The organism is Acidisoma sp. L85, from assembly GCF_009765865.1.
In the GTDB taxonomy this organism is placed as follows: Bacteria; Pseudomonadota; Alphaproteobacteria; order Acetobacterales; family Acetobacteraceae; genus Acidisoma.
Map to the genome: position 1 here is coordinate 231607 of NZ_LMUQ01000073.1, position 22294 is coordinate 253900.

At 62.7% G+C, this 22294-nt stretch carries 20 protein-coding genes and 1 pseudogene; 9 read left to right on the top strand and 12 right to left on the bottom strand.

Annotation, left to right across the window (positions count from 1 at the left end; all coding sequences use genetic code 11):
* Positions 1-240: 240 nt before the first annotated feature.
* The 3 genes from GSQ83_RS24645 (at position 241) to GSQ83_RS24655 (ending at position 4363) form a co-directional block, all read left to right on the top strand.
* Entirely contained in the window at positions 241-3165 is a 2925-nt protein-coding gene (locus GSQ83_RS24645; RefSeq protein WP_158805503.1) for an S-layer family protein, read from the top strand.
* A 134-nt stretch (positions 3166-3299) separates the two neighbouring features.
* A complete protein-coding gene (locus tag GSQ83_RS24650; protein ID WP_158805504.1) occupies positions 3300-4019 on the top strand; it encodes a DUF4239 domain-containing protein in 720 nt (239 codons plus the stop codon).
* Between the two features lie 5 nt (positions 4020-4024).
* Positions 4025-4363: a hypothetical protein gene (locus tag GSQ83_RS24655; RefSeq protein WP_158805505.1), complete on the top strand. Its 339-nt coding sequence runs from the start codon at positions 4025-4027 to the stop codon at positions 4361-4363.
* 43 nt (positions 4364-4406) lie between these two features.
* Here GSQ83_RS24655 and GSQ83_RS24660 read toward each other — a convergent pair whose 3' ends face one another.
* The 5 genes from GSQ83_RS24660 to GSQ83_RS24680 all read right to left on the bottom strand — a co-directional run bounded on the left by GSQ83_RS24660 (position 4407) and on the right by GSQ83_RS24680 (position 7950).
* Positions 4407-5192, bottom strand: coding sequence for an anti-sigma factor (locus GSQ83_RS24660; protein WP_158805506.1), 786 nt, complete (start codon positions 5190-5192; stop codon positions 4407-4409).
* Positions 5189-5893, bottom strand: a complete 705-nt coding sequence (locus GSQ83_RS24665; protein ID WP_371418070.1) for a sigma-70 family RNA polymerase sigma factor — start codon at positions 5891-5893, stop codon at positions 5189-5191. The genes GSQ83_RS24660 and GSQ83_RS24665 overlap by 4 nt, the downstream gene beginning before the upstream one ends.
* A gap of 400 nt (positions 5894-6293) precedes the next feature.
* Positions 6294-6509, bottom strand: coding sequence for a hypothetical protein (locus GSQ83_RS24670; protein ID WP_158805508.1), 216 nt, complete (start codon positions 6507-6509; stop codon positions 6294-6296).
* Between the two features lie 137 nt (positions 6510-6646).
* The gene (locus tag GSQ83_RS24675) at positions 6647-6970 is read right to left on the bottom strand and encodes a cupredoxin family copper-binding protein (RefSeq protein ID WP_158805509.1); all 324 of its coding nucleotides are present in this window, start codon (positions 6968-6970) and stop codon (positions 6647-6649) included.
* 23 nt (positions 6971-6993) lie between these two features.
* The gene (locus GSQ83_RS24680) at positions 6994-7950 is read right to left on the bottom strand and encodes a metallophosphoesterase (protein WP_158805510.1); all 957 of its coding nucleotides are present in this window, start codon (positions 7948-7950) and stop codon (positions 6994-6996) included.
* A gap of 202 nt (positions 7951-8152) precedes the next feature.
* Between GSQ83_RS24680 and GSQ83_RS24685 the strand changes: the two genes are divergently transcribed.
* Positions 8153-8446 carry a hypothetical protein gene (locus GSQ83_RS24685; protein WP_158805511.1) on the top strand — a complete coding sequence of 98 codons (294 nt, stop codon included), beginning with the start codon at positions 8153-8155 and terminating at the stop codon, positions 8444-8446.
* Between the two features lie 18 nt (positions 8447-8464).
* Here the strand turns inward: GSQ83_RS24685 and GSQ83_RS24690 are convergent, their stop codons facing one another.
* A complete protein-coding gene (locus GSQ83_RS24690; RefSeq protein ID WP_158805512.1) occupies positions 8465-8740 on the bottom strand; it encodes an Lrp/AsnC ligand binding domain-containing protein in 276 nt (91 codons plus the stop codon).
* Between the two features lie 53 nt (positions 8741-8793).
* Here GSQ83_RS24690 and GSQ83_RS24695 point away from each other — a divergent pair, with 53 nt between their 5' ends.
* The 3 genes from GSQ83_RS24695 to GSQ83_RS24705 all read left to right on the top strand — a co-directional run bounded on the left by GSQ83_RS24695 (position 8794) and on the right by GSQ83_RS24705 (position 11647).
* Positions 8794-9372: a lipocalin family protein gene (locus GSQ83_RS24695; protein WP_216850558.1), complete on the top strand. Its 579-nt coding sequence runs from the start codon at positions 8794-8796 to the stop codon at positions 9370-9372.
* A 69-nt stretch (positions 9373-9441) separates the two neighbouring features.
* A complete protein-coding gene (locus GSQ83_RS24700; RefSeq protein ID WP_158805513.1) occupies positions 9442-10212 on the top strand; it encodes an ImuA family protein in 771 nt (256 codons plus the stop codon).
* A complete protein-coding gene (locus GSQ83_RS24705; RefSeq protein WP_158805514.1) occupies positions 10130-11647 on the top strand; it encodes a DNA polymerase Y family protein in 1518 nt (505 codons plus the stop codon). The genes GSQ83_RS24700 and GSQ83_RS24705 overlap by 83 nt, the downstream gene beginning before the upstream one ends.
* 83 nt (positions 11648-11730) lie before the next feature.
* Here GSQ83_RS24705 and GSQ83_RS24710 read toward each other — a convergent pair whose 3' ends face one another.
* The 6 genes and pseudogenes from GSQ83_RS24710 to trpS all read right to left on the bottom strand — a co-directional run bounded on the left by GSQ83_RS24710 (position 11731) and on the right by trpS (position 17736).
* Positions 11731-12459 carry a hypothetical protein gene (locus tag GSQ83_RS24710; protein ID WP_158805515.1) on the bottom strand — a complete coding sequence of 243 codons (729 nt, stop codon included), beginning with the start codon at positions 12457-12459 and terminating at the stop codon, positions 11731-11733.
* Between the two features lie 199 nt (positions 12460-12658).
* The gene (locus tag GSQ83_RS24715) at positions 12659-13981 is read right to left on the bottom strand and encodes an MATE family efflux transporter (RefSeq protein ID WP_216850559.1); all 1323 of its coding nucleotides are present in this window, start codon (positions 13979-13981) and stop codon (positions 12659-12661) included.
* 9 nt (positions 13982-13990) lie between these two features.
* Positions 13991-15296: pseudogene (hisA, locus tag GSQ83_RS31500) on the bottom strand (1-(5-phosphoribosyl)-5-[(5-phosphoribosylamino)methylideneamino]imidazole-4-carboxamide isomerase).
* A gap of 65 nt (positions 15297-15361) precedes the next feature.
* Complete coding sequence (gene hisH, locus GSQ83_RS24730; protein ID WP_158805518.1) at positions 15362-15997, bottom strand: imidazole glycerol phosphate synthase subunit HisH; 636 nt, start codon at positions 15995-15997, stop codon at positions 15362-15364.
* Positions 15994-16611, bottom strand: coding sequence for an imidazoleglycerol-phosphate dehydratase HisB (gene hisB / locus GSQ83_RS24735; RefSeq protein WP_158805676.1), 618 nt, complete (start codon positions 16609-16611; stop codon positions 15994-15996). Before hisB ends, hisH begins: the two co-directional genes overlap by 4 nt.
* Before the next feature lie 117 nt (positions 16612-16728).
* Entirely contained in the window at positions 16729-17736 is a 1008-nt protein-coding gene (gene trpS / locus GSQ83_RS24740) for a tryptophan--tRNA ligase (RefSeq protein ID WP_158805519.1), read from the bottom strand.
* A 173-nt stretch (positions 17737-17909) separates the two neighbouring features.
* On the opposite strand from trpS, the gene GSQ83_RS24745 reads away from it, so the two are divergent.
* Together GSQ83_RS24745 and GSQ83_RS24750 are read left to right on the top strand one after the other, a co-directional pair.
* Positions 17910-19088: an efflux RND transporter periplasmic adaptor subunit gene (locus tag GSQ83_RS24745; protein WP_158805520.1), complete on the top strand. Its 1179-nt coding sequence runs from the start codon at positions 17910-17912 to the stop codon at positions 19086-19088.
* A complete protein-coding gene (locus tag GSQ83_RS24750) occupies positions 19089-22292 on the top strand; it encodes an efflux RND transporter permease subunit (RefSeq protein ID WP_158805521.1) in 3204 nt (1067 codons plus the stop codon).
* Positions 22293-22294: the final 2 nt, after the last annotated feature.

The following is a 22294-nucleotide window of genomic DNA, read 5'->3' on the forward strand; positions in this document are numbered from 1 at the left end:
AAATCTCTAGCCGACTGGGAATCGCTAGCCACCAATCATCAAAAAATCGGAAGATCTGGTGATCGAGAAGCGTTCGTATAGCGCAACATCCGCGGATATGACTGCAAGCAAGCGGACTCGCCTTCCCCGGTATCGAAGCGAGAAAACTATAGGCAAATCTTAGTTAGCGTGGGAAGGTTGCCGGCAAGAGACCAAAAATACATCACTGCACCGGTCATTAAATAAATGGGGAGCCTCGTCTTGACGGCACTTACCGTAACGAATTTGAACGACTCCGGCACTGGCTCTCTGCGCGCCGCCATTGTGGCTGCAAACGCTGCCCCGATCGGAACTCAGTCAACGATCGATTTTGCCGTCAGCGGAACCGTTGCGTTGCAGAGCGATCTTCCTCCGATCGCGCGCAGTGTCGTCATCGACGCGACCACCGCACCGGGCCATCAAACGGGTGGAGCGCCCAGCGTCGAACTCAATTGCAACGGCAATGCGGGTCTTGTTTTCGCGCCGGGTTCGGACAATTCGCAGCTTCTCGGTGTCGCCTTGGGCGATGCTTCGGGCAATGGCGTCACTTTAGATTCCAGCGCCATCACACTCGCGGGAAATTATATTGGTCTGAACCTCCAGGGAACGGCTTTCGGCAACGGCGGAGACGGTATCCACGTCTCCGCCACTTCAGCCAACGATATAATCGGTTCGAATCCAACCGCCGCCTCTGGCGTAATTTCCAATGTCGTCTCCGGAAATGCCGGAAACGGAATAGTTCTCGATGGTTCCTTCGGCAATACCTTGGTCAATAACTACATCGGAACGGACCCCACCGGCACCAAAGCAATCGCGAATGGCGGCAACGGCGTTTGGGTGACGGGCGCATCCCACGGCAACACAATCGGCGGAACAGCCTTTACCGATACCGCAACCGGCGCGGTCAATAACCCGACCGGCGACAAGGGATCCGTCCCCGCGGTTTTCGTCGTGCCGCCACTTGGGAATCTCGTGTCTGGCAATGGCGCGAACGGCATCCTTATCGACAACAATTCTCAGAACAATGTACTAAACGGAAATTTTGTCGGCACCACCGCCGACGGTGATTCAGCGCTCGGGAATGCGTTGGACGGCGTCGCCATCAACGGGGCCAACAACAATTCTCTGATTGGCTGCCAGTTCGTCAACAACCCGTTCGTCTACTACAATGTCCTAAGCGCGAACGGTGGGAACGGTCTTCACGTCACTAACTCGGACAACGTCACAGTTCAGGCCAATTTCTTCGGAATTGGCGCCAATAATACCACGGTAATCGGAAATGCGCTGAACGGCATCCTTGTTGATGGTAGTTCTAAAAACACCCAGGTCGGCGGCGTCATTCCCTTGGGGAATGTCTCGGCCGGCAATGGGCAGAACGGCATAGAGGTCGCGGGAACCGCCAGCGGCTTCACGACCTTCAACACCTTCGGTGGCTTGCTGGCGTTCAAAGGCGCCGCGCCGAACGGCAATGATGGGCTCCTCATCACCTCGACCGGCGGCGGCCAGTTGAGCCGAACAAATGTTTTCTCCGGCAATGCCAATAACGGCATCGAAATCGGTGGGAACGCTTCTGGTGTCACGGTTGATCCGGATATCGTGGGCCTCACGACGGATGGAACCGGGCTGCTTCCCAATAGAGGGAACGGCGTCGTGCTCGATGGCACGGCTCACGACAACATCATCGGTGGTGATCTGGGTTCCGTCATCCCGGAAAATCTTTTCTCCGGCAATGACGGCTATGGCCTCGCGATTCTGAACCAGGCCCATGACAATCAGGTCCTCAATACCTGGGTTGGGGTCGATGCTCTCGGCACTGTGCCGGATGGCACGTCGCCGCAATCCTTTGGCAATCAGCTGGGCGGCATCCTGGTCGGCGATACGGCAATGGGCAATATCATCGGCGGCACCGCGCCCGGAGGCGAGCCCGTTGCTGATGTGGTGAGCGGTAACGTCGGCAACGGCATCACCCTGGCGAGTAGCACAAGCTCAACCGAGATAACTAACGACATCATCGGATTCGGTTCCGACGGCATAAAGCCCGTCCCGAACACCGGCGATTCCATTGCTACGAACGCGAGCACGAACAACACCATCTCCAACAATCTGGTGTTCGCCGGAAACACCTTGGAACCCTTCGTCTTCAGCGGCGGAGGCGGCCTTGAATCCTTCGCCAACGCCTCCTTTGGCGACCAATCGGTCTTCTACGCCGGCTCGGGTCCGCTTCCCGACCCAGCCACATCTGGCAATGGCACCCTCGTCATCAACGGAAGCGGTTCCGATATCACGGTGCCGGGTGGGTATTCGGCCATCTATGATGAGGTCGGCAACGATACCATCACCGGCAGCGGCAATCTGAGCATCTATTTGCAGGGCGATCTTTCGATCGGCACCGACTTCAGCACGGGCTCAGGGGCGGACACCATCTTCGCGGGCGGTGCCGATACGATCACGGGCGGCTTGGGCAACAGCAGCGTTATCACAAACGGAAACAACTCCGTTGTCGGAGGATCCGGCTCCATCACGGTCGACGATACGTCGGGGAACAATCTTTCCTTCGTGGGCGGCAGTGGTGCCGCTTCGGTTATCGGTGGCGCCGGGAATTCCACGCTCTTCGGAAGCACAGGATCCAGCGCGACATTCCTCGCGGGCGGATCCGGCAACAGCACACTAATGGGCGGTTCGGGAACAGGCGCATCGACGATCGGCGGCGGCAACAACGTCACGGCCTTCGCATCCGGCAACGGACCGGCGACGCTCACCGCGGGAACCGGCAGTTCCCTGCTGAACGGAACGACTGGCACGGGAAACGAGCTCGTCAGCACAAACCCGCTCGGCAACAGCGGCTCCGCCCTTATCGGGCTGAACGCGGCGGCCGACACCGTCGTTGGGGGCAGCGGCAACTCGACAATCGTGGGCGGCGCCGGGCCAGACACCTACGCATTCCTGTCGGGTCATGCGGGAGGCACAGCGACGATCCTCGGCTTGGCGGATGGCGACATAATCGCCTTCGGTGGCTATGAAAATGCCGCGGGTGGGACGGCCAACCCCATTCAGACGGAAACGGTTGTCGATGGCAGCGATCAGATCAAACTGACGGATGGAACAACGATCAACCTGACGGGGGTCAACCACACTCTCTTCACCTAGCTCCGATCTCGGTAGCACCGGGCAATCATCTCTCAACGACTGCTACCCAAATCGAGAAATCGCCGATGATTCTGTTTCCACCACTCATCTCCCTGATCATCCTGCTTATCATCTTCGGCGGCGCGCTGGTCGGCATGCTGATCGCGCGTCGCCTGCCTGAACAGCATCTCAGCAGCGAAACAAAAGCTGTTATCACTACCTCCATGGCGGTCGTGGGAACCATGTCGGCTTTGGTCATCAGTCTATTGATCTCGAGCGCCAATACGTCGTTTTCGGCACGCAACGCGGAAGTCGCACAGTTGTCGACCGATATCATCAGAATGAACAGTTTGCTCGTCCGCTATGGACCCGCAGCCGATCCCGCCCGTCAGGCTCTGCAACAATATGCCGCGATGACCTACCACGACCTTTTCGCACGAAGAGAGGGTAGGAAGACGACAGTTGAAAACGCTTCAACGGACAAAGTGTTGGAGCAAATTCAGGATCGTATTCTGAATCTCAAGTCCGGCGACAGCCGCCAGCAATGGCTGGCCTCGCAAGCGCTCCAACTCGCCGCCGATGTCAGCGCTGCGCGATGGTTACTGGTGCAGGAGGAGGTGAGTTCCTTTCCATTGCCATTCCTCGGCGCGGTCATCCTTTGGCTAACCGTCCTATTCGCGAGCTACGGTCTGTTCGCACCCAGAAATGTCACAGCGCTCGTCGCCATATTTCTCTGCGCATTCGCGGTCGCGGCGGCGGTCAAGCTGATCCTTGATATGGACACACCTTTCGCGGGTGGCATCCGGCTGTCGGCTCCCCCGATCCGAATATCAAGTGACCCGATACGCCACGCAATCGAACTTCTAGGCAAGTGAGTGTCATGAATAAAAGCCGCAAGCTGATCTCTTTTGAAAACCGGCATTTCGCCGTCACGGCACTCGGAACCTTGTCGCTTATCACGATCGTCGTCTTGGCGGCCGCTCGGCCGCTTCCGGCTTTCGCCGACGCCGCAAGCGCCGATGCCTGTGCCACGACACTCTCGCCACCATCGCAGATGATCTACCAGGCGACGGCGCCCGATATTCACAAAGGGGTCAACATAAAGGACGTGGTGACCTCCCACACGCGTCAGCTGGTCATGGATGGCAAGCTCGAATTATCCATAGCGCGGCCCTCCGCAATGGCTGCGGCCACTTGCCTGAAGAAATTGCGGGAATAGTTGATGCAGCGGTAGGGCGGCTCGCACATTCTCAGCGCTGCGCTTAGAATCTTTTCCAGATCCGCACGAACTCCGCCAAATCCTGGGCGTTTACATCGGATACCAGCCAATAAGTGGCCCCGTCCTGATTCCAATGCAGGAAATTATAGCCGTCGCGGCTCCCGGATGACGAGATGGGTGTGACGGCATTCGTGTCGGGCCAGGTGAACAGGTTGATGATATGCTTGCCATGCTTGTAGATCAGCGCTGCCGCTAGGCGCCCGTCGAGATATTCAAGCCGCCCGCCGACCAAAGGGAAGCCTTTCGACGTCAGGTCCTTTACGGGTGGCGCGAACGGCAGTCGGCCGTCGAACCAGGGCTTGACCGTGTGCTGGTCAGTCGAAACCACATCCATGAGATGCCCTGGCTGAAGTGCCCGGATATGGGCTGAAACCACAGCATCCTGTAGGGCCACTCCTCCGCTGGGAAGCAGGAGGAACAGCCCTAACGAAGCGGCGACCGCGAAGCCTGCACCGAAGGAGGCGCTGGATGCGAAAGGCAGCCGGACCTGCCAACGCGATCGCCTAGCGCGACGCGCGCTCGGCACTGGGGCGGGGGCGGCGGCCCTGATGGCGCCATCGATAGCGTCGCGCAATGCCTGGGACGCCGTGTAGCGGGGCGCCTCCTCCCGCAATCGGCGGGACAGTGCGAGTAGCTGAGCTTGCGTCTCCGCGCAGGCCGGGCAGCGCTCCAGATGGGCGCCCACGCGCGCGGCATCGGCCACCGGCAGTTCGCCATCGACATCGGCTTGGATGAGCAGTTGCATCTCGTCGCAGGTGCTATCGCTCAAACCACTTCTCCTTCAACCTGCGTGCCGAGGATCGCCTGGCGTGCCCGCCAAAGCCGCGACATGACGGTGCCGACCGGTAGGCCAATGACCTGAGCGATCTCCTTGTAGGAAAGTTCCTCCAACTCCCGGAGAACCAGACATTCACGCAACTCCACTGGCAAGGCGGAAAGGGCACGTTCGAGACTGTCGAGCCGTTCGCGATGAGCCAGCGCCTCCTCAGGATCGTCCGACGGATCCGGAATATTCAGAACAACATCGTCGTCGGCGAAGGACGACGCCCCGGCATGCCGCGTTTCGACGGTCTGCTTTCGGGCCGCAAGAGTGCTGTAAGCAGCATTGCGGACGATTTGCATGAGCCAGGCGCGCGCATCGCCGCCGCGAAACGACGGAAAGTAATTCAAAGCGCGAAGCACGGCTTCCTGCACCACGTCCTCGGCGAGGCTCGCATCCCGCACGAGCCATCGCGCAAGATTGTTTGCGGAATCGAGGTGCGGCAATACGACTTGCTCAAATGTCGTGCTGTCCGCAGGGCTCTTTAACCGATCGGTAGCCGGTCGCAGAGGCCACTTCATCGAACAGCTCTCGTCACCTCTATGACTCCGTTGCCGCGGAGCCGGGAAAGTCATTACAACCCCGTGGCGCCCCGAAGCCAAGGGCATGTCGAGCACTATACCGAAATATGCCCGACCTGCCCCAAACATAGACTTAGCCGTCGCCGGTGTCGAGCGGGTGGCATTGCGCAGCTACCGGCCAGCCCGCCCTATTTGCAAACAAAAGCAGATCAACCTCCCATTGTATATCGGTGGCCTTCGGTTGACGTTTGCTGGGTATAGAAGGCGGTTTGAGCGGCGGCATCGCCTGCACCGGCGGTTGCGGCCGAGCCTTCGCCGGGCAAAGAAAGTTCGGATACCTGCGGCGGTCCGGACACCGCGCATCCGGCGAGTGCAACGCATACCGCAATAGCGGACAATAGTTTTCGCATGACAGATCCAATTCTGTGTAAGGAAACTAATTCGGCAAAGCGCGGCGGTGACGCGAGGATCGCCGCCGGCTTCGAGATCGGAAGAACCAGAAGGTTGTATGTATTGACCGATCTAGATATTAGGCGAGATAATCCGGTCTCTGACTTGGCATAACAACGCTGTTGCTACCTTGAGTGCTATTACCGGCAAGGTAAGTGGGGTGCTGATTCGGCAAGACAGTCTCGTTCCGCGCCTCTTTGTACGAATTGTGGCTCGAGACCGGCTGACCAGCCATCGCGACCCCCGTCATGCCGAGCGTCACCGCCGCGATAGCCGCCATCAGAATGCTTTTCATTTTGTCGTTCCTTGTATGTGTTGGTATCTAAGAGACCACAACGTGGCTCGATTTATTCCGTCTATTCGAATTATTCTGCGTTTTATATAGCCGTGAGCGTAAAGAAATGCGTCCGTCAAAAGATGTGCTTGGAAAACCTACCGCACGACGACTGTGCCCAACATGTATGGATGCACTGAACAGTAATATTGATACGTGCCAGCCTTGGTGAATACATGAGCGAAGCTATCGCCGGTATCGAGCGCCGGTGACGAGATCGTCGGCGCCGCGGTCGCTTCCACCACGGTATGTGGCATGTCGTCCTGGTTGGTCCAGATCACGCGGGTTCCAGCATCGACAACGAGTTGCGCAGGCGAGAACTTGAAATTGTCGATCGTCACCCGCGCATCCGCCGCGAAGGCGGTTCGGGCAGTCAGCAGCAGCGCGCAGGTGAGGATCGCGGCGTATTTAATTCTGGTCATAAGAATTTTCCTTGAGTCGGATGTCAGGCAGCGAGCGTCGTGTCGATGATGGCGAGCGGTGTCGCGGTCCGGACTCGCGTGACTTTCGTAATCCCAAGCATGGCGCGCAGATGGCCCGGCGGGACGTTTTTCATCGGCCCTGGCGACGCGGCGGTTCCGGGCGCCGGCTGCGGGAAAGCCGTCGAGCGCGCGGTATGGAAGGCGCAATTGCCTTCGACTTTCTGCATGATCTGATGGATATGTCCGTTAAGCACGGTGACCGAGCCGAAGCGGCGCAGCAGTGTGAGAGCCTGCCCTGCATCGGCGGTTCCCCAGCCCCATGCCTCGCTCACAGTCCAGAGTGGAACATGGGCGAAAACAACGATCGGCTGACTTGCCGAACGGCCCTCCAAATCCTTGGCGAGCCAATCGAGCTGATCGGCACCAAGATTGCCCATCCCGCCGGCCTTGAAATTCTGCACATTGTTGAGTGCAATGAAATGGACGCCGGCTTGATCGAAAGAATACCAGCCGCGTGGAGCCTTTGGTGCGAAGCGCGCGAAGAAAGCCTTGCCGTCGTCGAATAGCACGTCGTGCTCCCCCGGCACGTAATGAGTGTCGAGCCTCGCGCCACGGATGATCTGGTCGGCTGTGTCGAACTGCTTTGCCTTCGACAAATGGCTGACATCGCCCGTGTGAATCATTAGGCCAGCATTGCTCTTCTGAGCATTCACCAATGCGATGGCCGCCTGCAGCGTGCCGGGCGTATCGGTATTCGGCGGATGGTTGAAGCCGATATGGCTATCGCTGATCTGTAGGAAACTGAAAGTGGCGTCAGATTCGGTAGCTGCCTCTGCGGCTCCGATCAGTCGGGAATGCGGCACGCCGCCGGTGACCGTCCATAATACCCCGGCACCGGCCCAAACCATGCATTCCAGCGCCTCACGGCGAGACTTCCCGCCATTTCGGCTAGTCTCTGAAGCGTCAAAAACCTCGTTCATCGTCACGTCTCCTCATGTGTCTGAGGTAGAGACCGAGGGGAGACGCGCTTTATTCTCCGTCGCTTGATTTTTTTTCCGGTGAGGCAGTTTTTCCGATTTTGACGCAACCCTTGCAATCAACCGGGTGCTGGCCACCTCCGAAACAACCAACTCAGCTAAAAGGAGCGAGAAGGCGATGAAGTCTTATCTATGCAGACGGGGCATGCTCCCCGTTTTGAGTCTTGCCATCGTTCTCGGTGCGGCCTCTGGCGCTATGGCACAGACAGCGACCTCCTCCTCGGCGAGCGAGGCTCAAGGGGCAACCTCTGGCCTTGGCACATCCCATCGCTTCGCGACGGCTGCCGCCGCTTCAGCGCATTGCCCCGGTGATACGATCGTGTGGTCTTCCGGTTCGGAGCTAACCTACAGCCTCTCGGCGGGATCGTCGGGTGGCGCGCATGGCTTTTATGCCTGCAAGGCCGAAGCTGACAGCGCCGGGTTCCATGCCGCGCCCTGATTTGGGGTTAGCCTTGCGCTAAGCCGGATCGCTTTCCGGGGTGAAGGCGTTGAAGCCGATGATCGTATAGGTATCGGCGACGCCTTCGACTTTCTGTAGCACTGTCGTCACGAACAGCCCCGGATCCTGCCCTTCGGCCAGACGGAACTTGGCGAGCAAGTCATATTGCCCGGATGTCGAAAAGATCTCCGCCACCGGCTCCACAGTGTCGAGAATGCGCGCCGCTACCTCATAGGATGTGCCGAGGTGGCACTTGATCTGCACGAAGATCGTCCGCGCCTTGATCGCCGTCATCTGTCCTCCGATCGCCTCACCGAGGTCTCCCGGGCTTCCCGCCCTGCTAGGCGATGCCCATCTCTCTATGGACCGGCGAGGGGTATCTTGTCGCGGTCCGGGGGATCGTCATGCGGAATGTCGCCTATCTCGCCCTTCTCGGCTTGGCCGCCTGTGCCACGGGTCAAGCACCGCCGCGCACCGTGCCGCAGGTCGATCTCCAGCGTTATGCCGGGCTTTGGCATGAGGTCGCGCGCTACCCCAACAGGTTCGAGGATGGCGGCAAGCTGCGCTGCGTCGATGTCACCGCGACCTATATCCAGCGGCCGGATGGCAAGATCACCGTGCGGAACGCCTGCCGGGATCTCGGCAAAGGCAAGACCCGCATGTCGGAGGGTTGGGCGAAGGTCGCGGACCCTTCCGGCGCCAAGCTTCGCGTGACCTTCTTCTGGCCCTTCTTCGGCGATTATTGGGTGATCGGCCTCGATCCCGACTACCGCTGGGCCGTGGTGGGCACGCCTGATCGCCGCTACCTCTGGGTGCTATCCCGCACGCCGACCCTGCCGCAGGACATTTTCGTCCGTGCCACCGCGACGGCGGCCGGCCAAGGCTTCGACCTTGGCCCGCTGGTCAGGACCCCGCCCCAACTCTGAGCTTAGCTGACCCACCTTCCGCCTTGCGCATGTTCACGTTATGTTCGCATTCGGCTAGGAACATCGCATGTGAATACCCTCTCGACGACGCATTCGCTGGCGGAGCTGCGTCAGACCATCGCGCGGTTGGAGCGGCAGAACGCGCAGGCCGCCGACCGCCGGAATCTGCCCTTTGGCCTGGAGGAAATCGACAACCACCTGCCCGGAGGCGGCCTCGCCCTCGGCTGTCTGCACGAGGTCGCCGATACCGGGCCCGGACAGGAGCATGCGAGTGCCGCCGCCCTGATGGTGGCCGGCATCCTCGCGCGCATCTCCGGCACCGTGATCTGGGCCGCCGACCGGCGAGACCTCTTCGCTCCGGCGCTTGCCGGCGTCGGGCTCGGCCATGGCCGCATCCTGCATGTCGCGGCTGGGAACCGTGTGCTGCTCGCGATGGAGGAGGGGCTGCGTCATCCCGGCCTTGCCGGCGTGGTGGGGGAGGTGGGGCGGCTCGATCTGACAGCCTCGCGCCGGCTGCAACTCGCGGCGGAAGGTTCGGGGGTCGTCGCCTTCGCTTTGCGCCGTAGCCGGAAGTCAGCGGATCCGGCTTTGGCGGCGCCGCTCGCCGCGGTCAGCCGCTGGCGCATCGGCAGCCTGCCATCGGCGCCGCCAGTGCCTTACGCGCCGAAGGTGCAGGGGCTCGGCCCGATGCGCTGGCGGATCGACCTTGTCCGATGCCGCGGCGCTGAGCCCGCATCCTGGATCGTGGAGGCTTGTGATGCGAAGGGTCGCCTGCGTCTGGCTACCAACCTGGCCGACCGATCGCTGGCGCCGCCAGTTGGGAAGCGACGCGCCGGATAGATCCGTCCCGCTCATCACGCGCATGCATGACGGCCGGCGCATGGTCATCGCCTCCGCCGATGCGGCGGCGCAGGCGATGGGGCTGCGCGCCGGCATGCCGCTCGCCCAGGCACAAGCCATGCGCCCCGGCCTCACCGTGATCGATGCCGATACGGCCGCCGATGCGGCGGCGTTGCGTGACCTCGCCATCTGGTGCCAGCGCTATGCGCCGCTCACCGCCGCCGATCCGCCGGACGGCATCCGCATCGACAGCACAGGCGCCGATCACCTCCATGGCGGCGAGGCGGCGATGCTGGCCGATCTGCTGCAGCGTCTTGCCCGCAACGGCCTGGCCGCCCGCGCGGCTCTGGCCGATACGCCCGCCGCTTCCTGGGCCATGGCGCGCCACGGCCCAACGCCCGCGACGATCGTGCCGCCGGGCGGCACGGTGCCGGCCCTGGCACCGCTGCCGGTTACGGCACTTCGCCTGACCACCGATGTCTCTGCCGCGCTCGACCGCGTGGGGCTTGAGACGATAGGTCAACTCGCCGCCACACCGCGCGGCCCGCTTGTCCGCCGGTTCGGCGAGGGACTCATGCGCCGTCTGGATCATGCCCTCGGCCATAGTTTCGAGCCGCTGGAGCCGGTGCCGCCGACCTCCCTCATTCGCCAGCGCCTGACCTTTGCCGAGCCATTGCTGACGGGCGAAGCCTTCCCCAACATCATCGCCCGCCTCACCCGCGCCGTCGCCGCCGGCCTGGAGCGGCGGGGAGAGGGCGCGCGGCGCCTGGATCTTGTCTTCGAGCGGGTGGATGGCCGTATGCAGCTCATCACCATCGGCACCGCCCGGCCCGTGCGCGATCCGCCGTATCTCGCCAAACTCCTCTGCGAATGGCTGGAAACGGTAGATCCCGGTTTGGGTGTCGAGGCGATGACCCTCTGGGTGCCGCTCGCCGAACCGCTGGCCGGGGAGCAGCTTCGTGTTCTGCCTAGCGAAACGCAGGCGACCGACCTCGGCCCTTTAGTAGATCGCCTTTCCAACCGCTTTGGCGCCGCGCGGGTCTATCGCATGGCCCCGGTGGAAAGCGATGTGCCGGAACGCTCGGCGGAACGTCGCGCGCCGCTCGATCCGGCGCCCGGCCTCGCCTGGCCTTCGACCTTGCCACGCCCCGTGCGCCTGATCTCTCCGCCGCAGCGGGTGGAGGCGCTGGCGATTTTGCCGGATCAGGCGCCTGCCTTCTTCGTCTGGCGCCGCCACCGCCACCGCATCCACCGCGCCGACGGACCCGAGCGTATCTTCGGCGAATGGTGGCGCCGCGATGCCGAAATGCGCGCGGTCCGCGATTACTGGGCTGTCGAGGATCTCGACGGCCGCCGCTTCTGGCTCTACCGGCGAGGCGACGGCATCGAACGTATCACCGGCGATTTATCCTGGTTCCTGCACGGGCTGTTTTGATCGGGGAGGGAGATTCCAATTTTATGCAATCTACTCTCCGGCGCTTTAGGCTTCTGACGTGTCCCGAACATCAAGATGAAACCTTAAGCCCAAAGCTGGTGACGCGGGGTTTCCACATTTCTCCGCGGTCCGGATGCTGGCACGCGTGTATCATGTAGTTTAGTTATGAGACCCATATAGCTGTCCGCATTACAAATCATCGCGTCTGGATTTGTCGGCAATCCTCTAAAGCGGATCTTTCCTGACTGAAAATATTCGTCGACATCTACGTATCCCGCTGATGGATGTTGGTGTGAAAACATATCGGAATCGGTACAATCCACAGTACCTGCAGCACGATGGCTCAGTTCATGGCCAGCGATCCAGTCACACAAACCTGGACTATCTTTTAGGAACTTGCGGTTTATCCTTACTGTTCCAGGAAACAGTGTCTTCCCGGTCCACATATTGCGGACAGTTGAATGGCCTTTTTCCGCAAGCTTCCGCGTGGGTGTCATCATGACACAGCCAAGGGCGCCATTCAACTCGGCCGTTTCCTTAGCGCCCATCAGCTTGATGGTGACATCGCCACGCGTATCGATATGCATACGCGATAGGGCGCGTTTTATGGTGGCGGCCTGCTCAGGCGAAGGACCGGACAGCGGAAGGAGAAAACACTCGGCCGCTATTCTCCGGGTGCGTTCGTCCCAATGGCCCGCGACAGCGTCGCACGCCGATTGAATCTTTACTCTTTCGCTCTCGACAATTTTCTTTAGTGTTTGGACTTCCTTCGCCGTGGCGGGGGCCTCGTCCTCTCGGGTTTCGACGGTCAAGCTGCCGCCTCCCAGCATTCGCGTCGGATGGGACTTTTGCCACGCCGATCTTCGAGAGTTGACGGCAAATGGGATGTTGGAACCGTTGTCCGCATGGAAAGCCCGCGCTGAGGTCGGAGCCGATCGAACCGGTGCAATGTGCATGCTGAACCTTCGTGGATTTGATTTTAGTCTCTATTCAGGAAGAGTTGCGCCGGGATTAATCCCTCATCCTGAACCGCAGCCGCCAGCCGAGCGTGCAGCCTCGTATCGCGAGAAACACCAGGAAAGCGATCCACAACCCGCTATTGCCCAGCAGCGGCGCCAATACCGCCCAGCACAGCAGGAAAATCGCGAGCGACAGCAGCATCATGTCGCGCATATCGCGAGACCAGCTCGCGCCGATGAAGATGCCGTCCATCTGGAAAGCCACGGCACCCGCCAGCGGCATTAACGCCGCCCAGCCGAGTGACTCCATTGCCGCTTGCCGCACCAAAGGCGCGCCGGTCAGCACTGCCACGAATGGCCGCGCGATCGCGAAATAGGCCAAGGTGAGCGCCAATCCGCTCGCGAGACTCCAGCCGAATGTAAGGCGCACCGCGCGGCGGAACCCAACTCTGTTGCTTGCGCCGATCATGACCCCGGCAAGCTGCTCCGCCGCCGCCGCGAACCCGTCCAGACAATTGGCCGCCAGCGCGAAGAACTGCATGTGAATGGCATTCGCCGCCAACACCACCGCCCCGAAAGCCGCGCTCTGCCGCGTGAAGAAAGCGAAAGCGAAGAGCAGCGCGAGCGTGCGGATGAGAATGTCGCGATTGAGCACGCCCATGCGCCGCCAGCCGTCGCGATCGGATAGCGCGATGCGCGCACCCGCCGCGAACAGTCCGCTCCATCGCCACAGCAAAAGCAGCCCCGCCGCGAAAGCCACCGTTTCGCCGGCGAAAGCGGCCATGGCCGCGCCCCTTACGCCCCAGCCCAGCGCCAGCACGGTCCAGGCGCAGACCGCCATATTGGTGCCATTGAGGAGAATCTGCAGCGCGAGACCCCAGCTGGCACGCCCGCGCCCGAGCAGCACGCCAAGGATCGCGTAATTGCCCAGCGCCATTGGCGCCGAAAGGATACGGATAAGCGTATAATCACGCGCCGCGGCAAAGACCCGCCCATGCGCCCCTAGCAGCGGCAGCCCGAACCGCGTCTCCGGCCCGCTCAGCGCGACGATCACCGAACCCAGCAGCATCGCCAGCACGAGCGCGCGCAATTGCACCGCGCGCATCTCCGCCACATCCCCCCGGCCCATCGCCTGCGCCACAAGGCCGAGCGTTGCACTGCGCAAAAAACTCAGGCTCGTCAGCAGGAGGTCGAAGAGTATCGCGGCGATGGCGATGCCGGCGGAGAGTTCCGGGTCGGCCAGCCGACCCACCGCCGCCGTTGAAACCACGCCCACCAGCGCCGTGCTGAGATAGGCCAGCATCATCGGCAGGGCGATGGCCAGTACCGCGCGATGCCCCGGCATCTCCGTCTCGATGCCAGAGGCTCCGCTCACGCCCACCGATCAGCCGATCGCGGCCTGGGCCTCGGCCAGCGTCAGCCGGCCATCATAGAGCGCGCGGCCGATGATGACCCCCTCGATGCCCGGTGTCTCGGAGGCGACAGCGCGCAGCGCCCGCAGGTCCGCGACGGAGCCCACACCCCCCGAGGCGATCACCGGCGTTGTCACCGCGCGCGCCAGTGCTGCCGTCTGGTCGAGGTTGAGGCCGGACAACATTCCGTCCCGCCCGATATCGGTGAAGATCACCGCCGCTGCCCCGGCATCCTCGAAGCGCAGCGCCAGCTCGATCGTCGTGATGGTTGAGGTCGCGGCCCAGCCCTCGGTCGCCACCATGCCGTCCCTCGCGTCGATGCCGACCGCGATGCGGCCAGGAAACCGGCGGCAAGCGGCACGGACCAGCTCGGGGTCCCGCGCGGCGATGCTGCCGAGGATGACCCGGCGAATGCCGGCGGCGAGCCACGCCTCGATGCCCACCATATCCCGAATGCCGCCGCCAAGCTGCACCGGCACCTTGGCGACGCCCAGAATAGTGGCCACCGCGTCGCCATTCCGCGACCGCCCGGCGAAGGCCCCGTCGAGATCGACGACATGCAACCACGTCGCCCCGGCGTCCTGCCACGCCTCCGCCTGCGCGCCTGGATCGGTAGCGTAGACGGTCGCCTGGTCCATTTCGCCCTGACGTAGCCGCACGCAGGCGCCGCCCTTGAGGTCGATGGCCGGGTAGACGGTGAGGGGCTGATCACGGGGCAGGGCGGGCAAGGCGCGTTCAGCTCTTCCGTTGCAGCAACTTATAGAAGTAATGGCCCGCGATGATCTGGCCGCCGACGCGGGCATAGGCGGGATGGGTGCCCCAGCGCTGGTAGCCGAGACCCTCATAGAGCGCGATGGCGCCCTCATGTGTCTCGCGCACATCGAGGTTCAGCACCTGATAGCCCAGGCTGCGCGCCCGTTCCTCCACCCGCAACGCAAGCATCCGGGCAAGGCCGAGACGGCGGGCATAAGGCGCGACAAAGGCCTGGGTGATGACCGCGGCCATCGCCTGCGCCTCGTTATTCCGCGACGGACGGACAAGCTGGGTCGAGCCGCAGACGATGCCGTCCACTCGCCCGACATAGACCTCGCGCTCCGGCACCATGAGCAGGCCGCGGAAATAGCTCTCCAGCACCTGCCGCCCCGGTGGCGTGATCCAGCCGAAACCGCCGCCGTCGATAATGGCGGCATCCGTCGCCTCGCAGAGGGCGAGCAGGTCCTCCTCGTTGAACGACGAAATCCGCTCCACCGAGAGCTTCGCCGTCGGCTCGCGTCCGATCGCCCGAGGTTCGAGATCGGCGGGCAGCGCCGCGGACTGAAATGCGGTGTCGTCGTCGATGGCGCTCATGGCGACCAGCCTAGGAAATTGCCGAGAATGCGCAGACCGGTGGCCTGGCTCTTCTCCGGGTGGAATTGCGTCCCCGCCCGATTGCCCGAGGCCACCATAGCCACAACCGGACCACCGTAATCCGTCGTCGCCAGGCATTCCTCCGCAGCACCTTCAGCCAGAGCGAAGCTATGGACGAAATAGGCGTGGTCCCCGCGCTCCAACCCATCGAGCAAAGGATGGCTGCCAGGCTCGAAGTCGAGCTCGTTCCAGCCCATTTGCGGCAGCCGAAGGCCGGGCGCGGCCATGCGCGAAATCTCGCCGCCAATCCAGCCGAGGCCAGGTGTCGTGCCGAATTCCAACCCGCGCTCCGCCATAAGCTGCATGCCGACGCAGATGCCGAGGAAAGGCGCGCCGCCCGCGACCGCGCTTTCGATCGCCGGCCGCAGCCCGTCCACCGCGTCGAGACCGCCCATGCAATCCGCGAAGGCGCCCTGGCCCGGCAGCACGATGCGGTCGGCCTTAGCCACCATCTCGGGATCGGCGGTGATCACCACCTCGGCGGCGATCCCAGCCCGCTCCGCCGCCGTGGCAAGCGCCCGGGACGCGGAAGCGAGGTTGCCGCTGCCATAGTCGATAACCGCGACCTTCATCCGGCGAGCGATCCCTTCGTCGATGGCACGCGATCGAGCTGCCGGGCATCCGGCTCGACCGCCATGCGAAGCGCCCGCGCAGCGGCCTTGAAGCAGGCCTCGGCGATATGGTGATCGTTGCGCCCCGCCCTCTGGATCAGATGCAGCGCGAAAAGCCCGTTGGCGGAGAGCGCCCGAAAGAACTCCTCGAACAGCTCAGTATCCATCTCGCCGATCTTCGGCCGGGTGAAGCGCACCTGCCAGCCAAACGTGGCGCGGCCGGAGAGATCCACCGCCGCCTCAACCAGTGCCTCATCCATCGGCACCACCGAATGGCCGTAGCGCGTGATGCCGCGCTTCTCACCGAGCGCCTGCAGGATCGCCTGGCCGAGCACGATGCCAACATCCTCGACGGTATGGTGGAAATCGACGTGAAGATCGCCCTGCGCCTGGATGTCCAGATCGAACAGCGCGTGGCGGCCGAGGGCGGTCAGCATATGGTCGAAGAAGCCGATGCCGGTTGCGGCGCGCACCTCGCCGGTGCCATCCAGATCGAGGCGAAGGGTGACCTCGGTCTCCGACGTGCGGCGGGTGAGGTGATGGCAGCGGGCAGCCGGAGGGGCGGGCGCATCCATGGCGCGTTCATAGTCCATTAGAGGTTGCCTGTCGCGCCCGGACGGTGCCCGGCATATGACGATCCCGAGCGGATCAAGCACGCACCAAGGTCCTTCCGGGGCCGGGAAGACCTCATCTCAGCCGCGCCGCGCCGGCAGCAAGCCCACGCGGGCCTCGACCTCAGCGACAATCGGATCGGCGATCGAAGCCGCCCGCACCGCACCGGCCGACAGGATGGAGTCAACGTGGTCCGGATCGGCGAGCAGCCTCTTCGTCTCACGCGCGATAGGGGCAAGCTTGGTGACCGTGAGTTCGGCCAGGGCCTCCTTGAATGCCGAGAAACCTTGGCCGCCGAACTGTTCCAGCACCGCCGTCGCCGTCGTCTCGGCCAGAGCCGCATAGATGCCGATGAGATTGCGCGCCTCGGCCCGCCCTTCCAGGCCCGCTGGCTCGCTCGGCAGCGGCTCGGGGTCAGTGCGCGCGCGCCGGATCTTGGCGGCGATAACCTCGGGCTCGTCATTGAGGTTGATCCGGCTCTGGTCGGAGGGATCGGATTTCGACATTTTCTTCGTGCCGTCGCGCAACGACATGACACGCGTCGCTCCGCCGATGATCAATGGCTCGATTGTGGGAAAGAACTCGCCGCCATAGTCGTGGTTGAATTTCTGGCCGATATCATTGGCCAGCTCCAAATGCTGCTTCTGGTCATCCCCAACTGGTACCCGGGTAGCGTGATATGCCAGGATGTCAGCGGCCATGAGATTGGGGTAAACATAGAGACCGGCCGACGCCGCCTCACGGTCCTTACCCGCCTTATCCTTGAATTGGGTCATGCGGTTCAGCCAGCCTAGCCGTGCAACGCAATTGAAAATCCAGGCGAGGCGGACGTGGGCCGGAACGGCCGATTGATGAAACAGGATATGACGGTCGGGATCGACACCACAGGCAACGATAACCGCGGCCATTTCCCGCGTCTGGCGCCTCAGCGCTTCCGGCTCCTGCCATACCGTGAGCGCATGGAGGTCAACGACGCAATACAAGCATTCGTGGTCGGATTGCAGGGCGACCCAGTTCCGGATGGCGCCAAGGTAATTGCCAAGAGTTGGGATTCCGGAAGGCTGGATCCCCGAGAATACGCGTTGCATGGACCTTGATCTCCTGTCGCCGGCGGCGGCTTTTCCGCGCAACTGGCGGGAACGTCAATCGCCGAACCACCGGGCAGACGCGATGCTGCGCCGCGCCATGCAAGTTGACCGATCGGTCAGCTCGTCTCTAAAGATTGCGCCGTCGCCTGTAAGTGAGCGTTAGGATGGCCCGAATGAGGCTCCGCTACCCCGCCGCCGCTTTTCTCCTTGCCGGGTCGCTCGCTGCCAGTGGCACGGCTGCCCGCGCCCAGATGGGTGGTGGACCGCCTGCTGTTGGTGTGGTGAAGGCCGAGCTGAAGCCGATCTACCAGTCCAGCCAATATGTCGGCCGCATCCAGGCGATCAACCGCGTAACACTCCAGGCCCGTGTCATTGGCTTCCTCGAGCAGCGGAATTTCAAGGAAGGCAGCGACGTCAAGAAGGACCAAGTTCTCTTCGTGATCGAGCAGCCGCCCTATAAGGCAGCCGTGCTCCAAGCCCAGGGCGCGGTCGCCCAGGCTCAGGCCCAGCTTCGCAATGCGACGATCAGCCTCGGCCGTTCCCGCACCCTGCTCAATACGCCAGCCGGCCAGCAATCCACCGTGGATACCGACGTCGCGACAGCCGGGTCCAATCAGGGGCAGCTCATGACGGCGCAGGCGCAGCTCCTGCAGGCCGAAATCAATCTCGGCTATACGACCATCGCTGCCCCCGTCGATGGCCGGATCGGCCTTTCAACCGACCCCGGCAACGTCGTCTCGCCCACCAGCGGCTCGCTCGCGACGATCGTGAGCCAGGATCCGGAATACGTGCTCTTTCCGGTGTCCGAGCTCGCCTTGAACCAGCTTCAGGATGAATATTCCGGCAAAGGCGGCCTCCAGGCGCTGACCGTTAAACTTCAGCTCCCTGACGGCAAGATGTACGACAAAACGGCGAAGATCGACTTCTCCGGCATCTCCGTGAGCTCCTCCACCGACACCGTGACACTGCGCGCGGTGGTGGCCAATCCGAACCGCGGCGCACCTGACGGAACCGAGGGCAATCGCACCCTCGTGGATGGCGGCTTTGTGACCGTCTACCTGCAGTCGGCCTCGCCCGAGCAGCAGATCACCGTGCCACGCTCGGCGATCCTGGCCGACCAGCAGGGCGACTATGTCTTCGTCGTTGGGGCCGATTCCAAGGCCCAGCGCCGCAACGTCACGCTGGCTGATTCGGCGAATGTCCTGGCCGTCGTCACCTCCGGCCTCAAGCCCGGCGAGACCGTTGTCGCCGACGGTGTACAGCGGGTGAAGCCGGGCGCTTCCGTCAAGCCGGTGCCCTATACGCCGCCCAATTACGATGCCTCGGCTGGGACGAGCGGAACTGCCAACTAGATGATTTCCTCCGTCTTCATCGATCGGCCGCGGCTCGCCGTCGTCATCGCGGTTCTGATCACGCTCGCCGGCTTGCTGGCGCTGCTGCGCATCCCTGTCGCGCAGTTCCCCGACATCGTGCCGCCGCAGGTCTCGGTCACCACCAGCTATCCGGGCGCTTCGGCCGCCGTGGTGGAGGCGACCGTCGCGCAGCCGCTCGAGGCGCAGATCGTCGGCGCTGACAAGATGCTGTACATGCGCTCGTACAGTGGCAACGACGGCAGCTACAGCCTGACCGTCAGCTTCGCGCTCGGCACCGATCCCAACATCGACGTGGTGAACGTCGAAAACCGCGTAACCCAGGCGCTGTCGCAGCTCCCGCAGCAGGTCCAGCTCGAAGGCGTCCAGCTGCGGCAGAAGTCTTCCGCCATTTTGCAGTTCGTTATCTTCTCGAGCCCGAAGAAGACGCTCAAACCGCTCTTCATCAGCAACTACATTACGATCAACGTGCTCGACGTGCTGTCGCGCACGCCGGGCGTGGGTCAGGCCTTCCTGTTCGGCGCGCAGAACTACTCGATGCGTATCTGGATGAACACGGCGCGGCTGACCCAGCTCAACCTGGCGCCGCTTGACATCATCAACGCGATCAACAGCCAGAACGTGCAGGCGGCGGTAGGCACCATCGGTGCCGAACCAATCGGTCCCGAGCAGCAGTTCCAGGTCAATATCCAGACCCAGGGGCGCCTCGTCACGCCGACACAGTTCGGCAATATCGTACTGCGTGCCAACCAGGACGGCTCGATCCTGCGCATCAAGGATGTCGCGCGAATAGAACTCGGCGCGCAGAGCCAGGACACCCAGGCGCAGCTCGACGGCGCGCCGGCGCTGGGCATCGGTATCTACCTGGAACCGGGCGCCAATGCGGTCGCGACCTCGCAGCGGGTGCGCGATGTCATCGCCGATCTGTCTAAGCGGTTCCCGCCGGACCTCAAAGCCCAGGTCATCTACGACACCAGCGACTTCGTGAACGACACCATCCACGAGGTGGTCAAGACCATCCTGGAAGCCTTTGCCCTCGTCGTGCTCGTCGTCTTCCTATTCCTCGGCGGCAATATCCGGGCGACCATCATTCCCGCTGTCGCGGTGCCTGTAAGCCTCATCGGCGCCTTCGCGATCCTGCTCGCCCTCGGCTTCTCGGCCAATACGATTTCGATGCTGGCGCTCGTCGTGGCGATCGGCGTGGTGGTTGATGACGCGATCGTCGTGGTCGAAAACGTCGAACGCGTCATGGAGGAGAGACCGGATTTAACCCCGGCCGATGCCACCAAGCTCGCGATGCGGCAGATCTTCGGCCCCATCATCGCGATCTCGCTGGTGCTGCTGTCGGTGTTCGTACCGGTAGGCTTCATCCCCGGCCTGTCGGGCCAGCTCTTCAAGCAATTTGCGGTCACCATCAGCGTGACCATGTTGATCTCGGCCACCAATGCGCTGACGCTTTCGCCCGCCCTCTGCGCGCTCTTCCTGCGACCGGTGAAGAATCGAGAGACCCGCAAGGGACCCTTCTCGCGCCTCAGCCGCGGCATCGACCATGTGCGAGACGGCTACGGCAATGTCGTCGCGCGCCTCGTGCGCTTCGCCCTGCTCGTGGTTCCCGTCATCGCGATCGCTGCCGCAGTGGTTCTGTTCCTGGCAGCGCGAACACCCGGCGGCTTCCTTCCTGAAGAAGATCAGGGCGCCTACTTCACGGCTGTCCAGCTCCCGGACGGCGCATCCATCAACCGCACACAGGGGATCGTCGATCGCGTCGCCGGCATGATCAAGGCCGAAGACGGCGTCGCCCACGTTATCTCGATCGTCGGCTACTCGATCCTGGACGGCGCGGCGGAGCCTAACGCGGCCTTCGTCGTGGCGAGGCTGGCCGGCTTCTCCCATCGCACCCATCCCGCGCAAACGGTCAACGCCTTGATCGGCCGCATGTTCGGTGAGTCTCAGCAGATCCTCGGGGCCAACGTCTTCCCGTTCAATCTGCCGCCCATCATCGGCCTCTCAACCGGTGGCGGCTTCGAATACCAGATGCAGGCGCTAAACGGGCAGGAGCCGCAGGACATGGCCTCGGTCCTCGGCAGCCTGCTCGTTGCGGCCAATACCGACCCGCGCCTCAGCCGTGTCTTCTCGACCTTCTCGGCCAGCAACCCCTCGGTCTATCTCAACATCGACCGCGACAAGGCGCAGGCGCTCGGCGTCAATATCAACGACATCTTCACTACGCTCCAGGCGACGATGGGCGGCTTCTACATCAACAACTTCAACCTGTTCGGCCGCGTCTGGCAGGTCAACGTCGAGGGCGAGGGCAAGGACCGCAACGCCTTTGCCTCCTTGTGGAAGATCTACATTCGCAATGCCCAGGGCGACATGGTGCCCCTGCGTTCCCTCGCGACGATGAGCATCGTCACGGGTCCACAGGTCATCACGCGCTACAACAACGTCCGCTCGGTCACGATCGACGGCTCGCCGGCACCCGGCGAATCCTCCTCGCAGGCGCTCGCCGCGATGGAACAGATTTCCGACAAGGTGCTGCCCAACGGCTATGGCTACGAGTGGACAGGCACCGCCTATCAGGAGATCCAGGCGGGCGGACAGACCGGCATCGTGCTCGCGCTCGCCGTGCTCTTTGCCTATTTGTTCCTCGTCGCTCTCTATGAGAGCTGGACCATCCCGATGTCCGTTCTGATCTCGGTGGTGGTCGCCGCCGTCGGCGCCTTCATCGGACTGACTGTCACCGGTCTGGCTCTCAATCTCTATGCCCAGATCGGCCTCGTCACCCTGATCGCGCTCTCGGCCAAGAACGGCATTCTAATCGTGGAATTCGCCAAAGAGCAGCGCGAGATGGGCAAGCCGATCCGTCAGGCGGCGGTCGAGGGTTCCAAGCTGCGATTCCGCGCGGTGATGATGACATCCTTCGCCTTCATCCTCGGCCTCGTGCCGCTGGTGATCGCGACGGGCGCGGCGCAGATCAGCCGCCGCTCGGTGGGCACGCCGGTGTTCTTCGGCATGATCGCCGCGAGCTTCGTGGGCATCTTCGTGATCCCGATGCTCTACACGGTCTTCCAGACCATGCGCGAATGGGCCCGCGTCCATATCTTCCGCATGAAGGCGATGGAATTCCACGAAGCACCGCACGCTCCGCCTCCAAGCGAACCTCTACCGGGGCCCGAGCACCACTAGAG

Bases quoted from the DNA above. Each gene is read 5' to 3' on its own strand.
- GSQ83_RS24685 (WP_158805511.1), top strand. From the start codon at position 8,153: ATGCTCCCCGTTTTGAGTCTTGCCATCGTTCTCGGTGCGGCCTCTGGC.
- GSQ83_RS24670 (WP_158805508.1), bottom strand. From the start codon at position 6,509: ATGAAAAGCATTCTGATGGCGGCTATCGCGGCGGTGACGCTCGGCATG.
- GSQ83_RS24680 (WP_158805510.1), bottom strand. From the start codon at position 7,950: ATGAACGAGGTTTTTGACGCTTCAGAGACTAGCCGAAATGGCGGGAAG.
- GSQ83_RS24650 (WP_158805504.1), top strand. From the start codon at position 3,300: ATGCTGATCGCGCGTCGCCTGCCTGAACAGCATCTCAGCAGCGAAACA.
- GSQ83_RS24745 (WP_158805520.1), top strand. From the start codon at position 17,910: ATGAGGCTCCGCTACCCCGCCGCCGCTTTTCTCCTTGCCGGGTCGCTC.
- hisB (WP_158805676.1), bottom strand. From the start codon at position 16,611: ATGGATGCGCCCGCCCCTCCGGCTGCCCGCTGCCATCACCTCACCCGC.
- GSQ83_RS24675 (WP_158805509.1), bottom strand. From the start codon at position 6,970: ATGACCAGAATTAAATACGCCGCGATCCTCACCTGCGCGCTGCTGCTG.
- GSQ83_RS24750 (WP_158805521.1), top strand. From the start codon at position 19,089: ATGATTTCCTCCGTCTTCATCGATCGGCCGCGGCTCGCCGTCGTCATC.
- GSQ83_RS24690 (WP_158805512.1), bottom strand. From the start codon at position 8,740: ATGACGGCGATCAAGGCGCGGACGATCTTCGTGCAGATCAAGTGCCAC.
- hisH (WP_158805518.1), bottom strand. From the start codon at position 15,997: ATGAAGGTCGCGGTTATCGACTATGGCAGCGGCAACCTCGCTTCCGCG.
- trpS (WP_158805519.1), bottom strand. From the start codon at position 17,736: ATGCAACGCGTATTCTCGGGGATCCAGCCTTCCGGAATCCCAACTCTT.
- GSQ83_RS24695 (WP_216850558.1), top strand. From the start codon at position 8,794: ATGCCCATCTCTCTATGGACCGGCGAGGGGTATCTTGTCGCGGTCCGG.
- GSQ83_RS24705 (WP_158805514.1), top strand. From the start codon at position 10,130: ATGCGAAGGGTCGCCTGCGTCTGGCTACCAACCTGGCCGACCGATCGC.
- GSQ83_RS24655 (WP_158805505.1), top strand. From the start codon at position 4,025: ATGAATAAAAGCCGCAAGCTGATCTCTTTTGAAAACCGGCATTTCGCC.
- GSQ83_RS24665 (WP_371418070.1), bottom strand. From the start codon at position 5,893: ATGTTTGGGGCAGGTCGGGCATATTTCGGTATAGTGCTCGACATGCCC.